The organism is Streptomyces sp. NRRL WC-3549 (assembly GCF_000721935.1).
Taxonomy (GTDB): domain Bacteria; phylum Actinomycetota; class Actinomycetes; order Streptomycetales; family Streptomycetaceae; genus Streptomyces.
Window position 1 is genome coordinate 15,506 of record NZ_KL585382.1, and the last position, 3,865, is coordinate 19,370.

The following is a 3,865-nucleotide window of genomic DNA, read 5'->3' on the forward strand; positions in this document are numbered from 1 at the left end:
GAGATGTGTATAAGAGACACGGTGTTCCGCAACGGCACGGGCCCCCGCACCCACTCCCGGCACGCCTCCACCAGCTCCCGCTGCCGTTCCCCGGGCAACCACCCCGGCACGTGCACGGCCCCCGGAGCCACCACCCTCCGCGGGCGCGGGAACAGCCCCTCGGACGGGTCCGGAGTCCCGCGCCCGCTCATCACCCCCGCCATGTCAGCGCCGTACCGCCAGGGCCCCCTCGAGCCCCAGCAGCCGCTCCTTGCACTCCAGGCCGCCGGCGTACCCCCGTAGCGCCCCGTCCGCACCGATGACCCGGTGGCACGGCCGTACGACCAGCAGCGGATTGCGCCCGATCGCGGTGCCCACCGCCCGCACTCCGGCGCCACCGGAATCCACCCGCGCGGCGATCTGCCCGTACGACACCGTCTCCCCGTACGGAATGGTGTCCAGGGCACTCCAGACGCGCCGCTGGAACTCCGTGCCCACCCCCTCTGCGTACGTCACGTCGAAGCGCGTCAGGCGGCCCTCGAAGTACGCCGCCAGCTGTGCGGCCAGCGGTGCGAACGCCTCCGGGACGTGCCGCCAGGCCTCCCGGACGACCGCGGCGCCCTTCTGCCCCGGCAGCGACAGCGAGGCCAGAGCCACCTCGCCACCGGCCCGCTCCTCACCGGCGAGCAGCAGCTCACCCAGCGGACTGCCGACCCTCGCGTACACCGTGGTCATCACCGTCACCCTCTCCACTGCTCGTAGCGCGCCCCCGTACGTACGAGTCTGCGGCCCGCGCGGGCGCGCGACCGGCGGGATTCGGACATCGCACACGAAGGCGGGGCGGGGAGCGCCACCGGCACACCCCGCCCCGCACGTCACCCGCTGCACACGGCAGCGGACCACCTACCGGTAGTTGACGAACTGCACCGCGAAGTCCAGGTCCTTCTCCTTGAGCAGCGCCTGCACGGCCTGAAGGTCGTCCCGGCTCTTCGAGCTGACCCGCAGCTCCTCGCCCTGGACCTGCGCCTTGACGCCCTTCGGGCCCTCATCGCGGATGATCTTCGCCACCTTCTTGGCGTTCTCCTGGGAGATGCCCTCCTCGATCGTCGCGAAGATCTTGTACTCCTTGCCGGACAGCTGCGGCTCACCCGCGTCCAGCGACTTCAGGGAGATCCCGCGCTTGATCAGCTTGGACTGGAAGATGTCGAGGATCGCCTTGACCCGCTCCTCGCCGTTCGCCTCCATCAGGATCTTCTCGCCGGACCACGAGATCGAGGCGCCCGTGCCCTTGAAGTCGTAGCGCTGGGAGATCTCCTTGGCGGCCTGGTTGAGGGCGTTGTCGACCTCCTGCCGCTCGACCTTCGAGACGATGTCGAAACTGGAGTCGGCCATGACGTGTGGCTCCTTGCGTCGTATGCGTTGGGTACGGCACAAAGCCTAGCCACCCCCGCCCGGGCCGGGCACTGATCAATCCGGTGGCGGAGCACCCCCGGGCATCAGGTATCGTTTACGTCGTCGCCAAGGAGCCCTCGAACAGGACTCCGACGCGTCGTTCCAGGCGGTGTGCCCGAGTGGCCAAAGGGAGCAGACTGTAAATCTGCCGGCTCAGCCTACCCAGGTTCGAACCCTGGCGCCGCCACAGGACGGGAAACCCCGTCCGACCTGCTTCACCGCAGGTCGGGCGGGGTTTCTGCGTATGCGGGAAGGGCCTGGGAGTGCAGGATCGGCACTGCGGCGCAGGCCGGAGCCGCTTCCCGGTGGGCCGGTGCCCCGCCTCTCGCTGCTGCGGCGCAGGGGCCCACAGGAGCCGGATCGTGGAGCGGCCAGACTGGTGGCTGTGAATGCCCAGTCGTATGAAGACGCGTACCGCAGTTGGAGAGCGTCGCTGGAGTCTCTGCTCGCGGACGCCTCGCTACTGGCCCGTTGGCAGGAGCGCCGGTACCAGTTCGCACACAGAGTAGGAGCCCTTCTGGCCGAGGCGCAGGGGGACGGGCCGGCTATGGCGGGGCCCGTGCTCTACGGGGTGTTCGCCTCTGGCGCAGGCCTTTGCTACGTGGGGCAGACGCAGGAGGCCGGACGTCGTTTGCGCGATCTGCCCGTGGGTGAGAGCCACCACCTGGCCAACACGGTGCCGCCCGAACTCTGGGAGCGGGTGATGGTGATCCGCTGGCCGTTGCTGCTTGCCGCGGTGCCCGCGAGTGAACAGTCGGTTGCCGCCGAGCTGGGGCCCGCTGTCTGTGGACTCGCACTGGAACATGCGCTCCAAGTGGCGACTGCCCCGCCGCTGAACAGCCGTCGACGCCGTACGTCCGGTGACTGGCAGCCGCGGAACCTCGCACAGAGCCGCTCGCGTGGCGCGATCCACTCGGCGTCCCTGCCGGGGCTGAGCCAACTCGTCCTCGCTGCTTGGGAAGCCCTCGCAGAAGTGGAGGTTCCGAAGCACTCGGCAGTAGTCGATACGGGGTCCGGCCGAGTTGTCTTCCCTTCAGCGCTGCATGAGTCACCGGGTACCTGAGAATTCCGCCACACGACGGGAAACCCCGTCCGACCTGCTGCAACCGCAGGTCGGGCGGGTTTTCTGCGTATGCGTGCACGCGCGTGCTCAGGTCACTGCGCCCCACCGCCGAACACCGCCGCGCCCTCGCTGCCCTTCTCCTGGTTCTCCGCGACGTACGGGCGCAGTTCCGCTTCGTACGCGGCGAACGCGGAGAGGTGGTCACCGCCCGACTCGGCCAGGCGGCGGGCGAGCACCCGTGCGCCGATCAGTGCCTGTGAGGTCCCCATGCCGCTGGTGGGGGCCGCGCAGTAAGCCGCGTCGCCCACCAAGGCGACGCGCCCGTGCGACCAGCGGTCCAGGTGCACCTGGGACGAGGAGGTGAAGTAGAGGTCGTCCGCCTCCTCCATCGCCCGCAGCAGGCGTGGGGCCACCCACCCGCACCCGGCGAACGCGGTGCGGACCGCGTGCTCCTGTTCCTCACGCGGACGCCGGTCCAGGGCCGGGGAGTCGGTGGCGAAGGAGAGGCTGACCGCCAGCCGGTCCCCGTCGCCCGCGCTGAACGCGTAGATGGCCCGGCCCTTCCCCTGGTGCAGTACCCCGCTGTGGTCGAGGCCGAGGAAGTCGTCCGTGCTGAATCCGGCCCCGGACATGCCCAGATGGCGCAGTGCGTCGCCGTGCGGGCCGAACGCCAGCCGCCGCACCTTCGAGTACAGCCCGTCCGCGCCGAGGACGAGGCCGAACGTACGGGGCGCGCCGCGCTCGAACTCGACCTCGACCCCGGATTCCCCCTGGGTGAGCGTGGCGATCGAATCGTCGAACACGTACTCCGTGTCGTCAGCGGTGAGCCGGTGCAGGATCCGGGTCAGCTCCCGCTTGGGGACCTCCAGTTCGCCGGCGAACACCTCGGCCGGCAGTCGTCCGGTCTCGGCGCCCGTCTCGTCCACCAGGGAGGTGCCGCGCATCTTCGTGTCGTGGCCGCGCATCTCGGCCAGGACGCCCATCTCGTCGAGCACGTCGAAGGCGGCCCCGCGGAAGTCCACGGCGTACCCGCTGTCCCGCAGTGCCGGTGCGCGCTCCACCACGGTCACGTCGTACCCGTCGCGGCGCAGGAAGTGGGCGAGGGCCGGTCCGGCCACGCTCGCCCCGGAGATCAGAACAGTGTTGTCGGTCATGGGATGACCGTAGACCTCTCTTGTCCATTTGGTCAATCCATTTGGATTAACCAAGCGGATGATCCGCCTGGGCAATCCGCAGGTACGCTGTGGGCATGGGAAACCGGGAAGATCTGCTCAAGGGCGCCAAGCAGTGCCTGGTCGAACGCGGATGGGCCCGCACCACGGTCCGGGACATCGCCGCCGCGGCCGGGGTCAGTCACGCCGCCATCGGCTA

General features: G+C 69.7%; 4 protein-coding genes, 1 tRNA gene and 1 pseudogene. 2 read left to right on the forward strand and 4 right to left on the reverse strand.

Annotation, left to right across the window (positions count from 1 at the left end; translation table 11 throughout):
- The 3 genes and pseudogenes from IH13_RS44265 to IH13_RS0101620 all read right to left on the reverse strand — a co-directional run.
- Window positions 1-191: pseudogene (locus IH13_RS44265) on the reverse strand (alpha-ketoglutarate-dependent dioxygenase AlkB); the annotation flags it as partial.
- 13 nt (window positions 192-204) lie between these two features.
- Window positions 205-714, reverse strand: a complete 510-nt coding sequence (locus tag IH13_RS0101615; protein ID WP_031080399.1) for a methylated-DNA--[protein]-cysteine S-methyltransferase — start codon at window positions 712-714, stop codon at window positions 205-207.
- Window positions 715-882: 168 nt separating this feature from the next.
- Entirely contained in the window at window positions 883-1,371 is a 489-nt protein-coding gene (locus IH13_RS0101620; RefSeq protein ID WP_031080401.1) for a YajQ family cyclic di-GMP-binding protein, read from the reverse strand.
- 165 nt (window positions 1,372-1,536) lie between these two features.
- Here IH13_RS0101620 and IH13_RS0101625 point away from each other — a divergent pair.
- Window positions 1,537-1,618, forward strand: a tRNA-Tyr gene (locus tag IH13_RS0101625).
- Between the two features lie 968 nt (window positions 1,619-2,586).
- On the opposite strand, the gene IH13_RS0101635 is transcribed toward IH13_RS0101625, so the two are convergent.
- Window positions 2,587-3,648, reverse strand: a complete 1,062-nt coding sequence (locus IH13_RS0101635; RefSeq protein ID WP_031080405.1) for an FAD-dependent monooxygenase — start codon at window positions 3,646-3,648, stop codon at window positions 2,587-2,589.
- A gap of 95 nt (window positions 3,649-3,743) precedes the next feature.
- Here IH13_RS0101635 and IH13_RS0101640 point away from each other — a divergent pair.
- The coding region (locus IH13_RS0101640; protein WP_031080407.1) for a TetR family transcriptional regulator at window positions 3,744-3,865 on the forward strand (122 nt) is incomplete at its 3' end.